This window comes from Intrasporangium sp. (assembly GCF_032907665.1).
In the GTDB taxonomy this organism is placed as follows: Bacteria; Actinomycetota; Actinomycetes; order Actinomycetales; family Dermatophilaceae; genus Intrasporangium.
The window spans coordinates 1-2328 of the sequence record NZ_JAJJPG010000096.1; the positions used below are offsets into that span (position 1 = coordinate 1).

At 72.5% G+C, this 2328-nt stretch carries 3 protein-coding genes; all 3 read right to left on the bottom strand.

Annotation, left to right across the window (positions count from 1 at the left end; translation table 11 throughout):
• Positions 1-604, bottom strand: a 604-nt coding sequence (locus LOY02_RS13710) for a hypothetical protein (RefSeq protein WP_317182921.1), incomplete at its 3' end; no start/stop codon positions are given.
• A gap of 29 nt (positions 605-633) precedes the next feature.
• Positions 634-975 carry a hypothetical protein gene (locus tag LOY02_RS13715; protein ID WP_317182922.1) on the bottom strand — a complete coding sequence of 114 codons (342 nt, stop codon included), beginning with the start codon at positions 973-975 and terminating at the stop codon, positions 634-636.
• A 69-nt stretch (positions 976-1044) separates the two neighbouring features.
• Positions 1045-2328 (bottom strand): MFS transporter (locus tag LOY02_RS13720; protein WP_317182923.1); only part of this gene is annotated, 1284 nt, incomplete at its 5' end.

Here is a 2328-nt window from a genome sequence, read left to right on the forward strand (position 1 = left end):
GCTCGGGCGGCCGCGACGCCGCCGTGAGCTCCCGCTGGACCAGCGGGAGGTCGTCGACCAGAGCCGCTCCCACCGCCGACGGTCCCCGACCGGGGCCTGTGACGACGGCACGCGCGGTCAGCGACGACAGAGCCCGCGAGCACCGTGCGGCCGCCGCCATGAGGCGGTCCATGACGACGCCATGTTCGCGATGAACCGCGGCGAGCCGCGCGCGGAGCCCGTCATCAGCGAGGGCCCTCGCCTGGGACGCCGCCGGCTCTGTGAGGGCCGAGGCAGCCGCCACGAGCCTCTCGTGCTCCAGTCTCGCCGTCGACTCGCGCCGTTGCAGCGAGCGGGCCTGCCGCATCGAGGAGTCCAGGATGTCGGAGTAGGCGGCGAGTGCGACGCCGGCCCGATCGATCTGCGAGAGCAGGGGACGACCCCTGGCTGCGACGGTCGCGAGCTCAGCCGCTGCCTGTTCGGCCGCGTCTCCGGTCCAGACCATGGCCAGTTCGCCTCGTGCCTGGCCGGTCAGTGCGCCGCTGTCCAGCGCTCGGGCCGACAGGCGGCGCAGCTGTGCGGCGGCCCGCCGGATCGAGTCCGGGTCTCCGCTGGGCACGGCCACCGCCGTGCCACGACCCTCGGCGGGGCGCCTCACCGGTCCGGCCCCCGGAGTGTGGCGCCCGGGGCTGCCATCCCGCGCGCGCCAAGGCCACTGGCGACGGCAAGCTCGGTCTCATGGGCCGACTGCGCAGCCCAGGTCAGACCCCTTCCCAGGCCCGCGCACGCCGCAGCGAGCACCTCGACGGCAGCCAGGTGAGCCGTGACGAACTCACGCAGCGTGGCGGCCAGAGCCGGATGGTCTGCGCCCACGCCGCGCTGGGCGAGTCCGCCGGCGTGGGCGAGCAGGGTGCCGCAGTCGCGCAGCGCGGCACCGCTCGCCAGGAGAGTGGCGCCGGACGCGCCGGCCCCCTCGGTGTCGATCGCATAGCTCACGACGCCCGAAGGTAGACAATCCCGGCAACACGGCCGGCGAGTTCTCCACAGGCCCCCGTCGCGCTCAGGTCAGGGAGCGGGCCGGGCGGACGGGCGACGGACCCTGCCCGAACCGATGGTGCGCTGGCGCGCTGCCATGAGCACGGTCCAGACGAGCATGACCGCACAGACCGGGAATCCGACATAGGGGTTGAGCGGCAGGATGATCCCCAGGGCGCCGCCGAGCACCCAGAGCATCTGGAGCATCGTCTCGGACCACGCGAAGACCGAGGCCCGCACGTTCTCGGGCACCTCCCGCTGCACCAGCGCGTCGAAGCAGAGTTTCGACAGCTGTGCCGTGAGACCCTGGACGAGACCGAGGGCCACGAGGGTCCAGACGCCGTACCACACCGCCGTCGCGATGCACACGAGCGTGGCCGCGAGGACGGAGAGCATGGCGACGCGTTCGGGGTGGTAATCGCGCAGGTTGTTGCCGAGCAGGCTGCCGAGCGCGTTGCCGACACCGATGGCGACGACGGTGAGGGCGAGGACGAGCTCCCCGCGCATGCCGCTGATCGGGTGCTCCTTCGCCAGGAACGCCATGAACATGATGAGGAAGCCGGTGAGCAGGCGTGTGCCGCCGGTCGACCACATCGCGTGCCGCACCGGCCACGGTATGGCGTGGAGCTGCCGGATGAACCGTCCGACGACGCCGGCGGAGTCGACCTCGAGCGCTGCGCCCTCGTCGGACGCCGATGCCGTATGCCGCTGGGCTCGCCGGCGCGTCCGGGCGTGCCGGTCCACTGGCTGCGTGTCGCCGACGGACCGCTCGCCCAGGGTGTTGTCGACCTCCTCGGGCAGCCGGATGGCCTGCACGGTGCCGATGACGAACAGGACGAAGCCGATGCGCAGCGCCCAGGGTGGCCCGAACCTCAGGGCGAGCGCGCCGAGCCCTCCGCCGATGAGGGCACCGATGACCCCGGCGAGGGAGACCCTGGAGTTCGCCCGGACCAGACTGGTTCCTGCTGGCAGCAGTCTGGGCACCGCGGCGGACCGGCTGATGTTGTAGGCCTTGGACGCGACGAGGAAGCCGAGCGCGGCCGGGAAGAGCCAGCTGCTGTTGTTGTAGATGGCCTCGGCGAGCACCCAGCAGAGAAAGGCGCGCGTGGCCATCGTCGTGCCGATGGCCCACCGTCGGCCGTGGCTGAAGCGGTCGAGCAGGGGTCCGATGAGAGGCGCGACCAGGGTGAAGGGAACCATCGTGAGGAGCAGGAAGAGGGCCACCTGGCCGCGCGCCTCGGCGGTCTGCGGGTTGAAGAAGAGGGTGCCCGCGAGCGCGAGCATCATCGCGGCGTCGCCGGCGGTGTGGCTCGC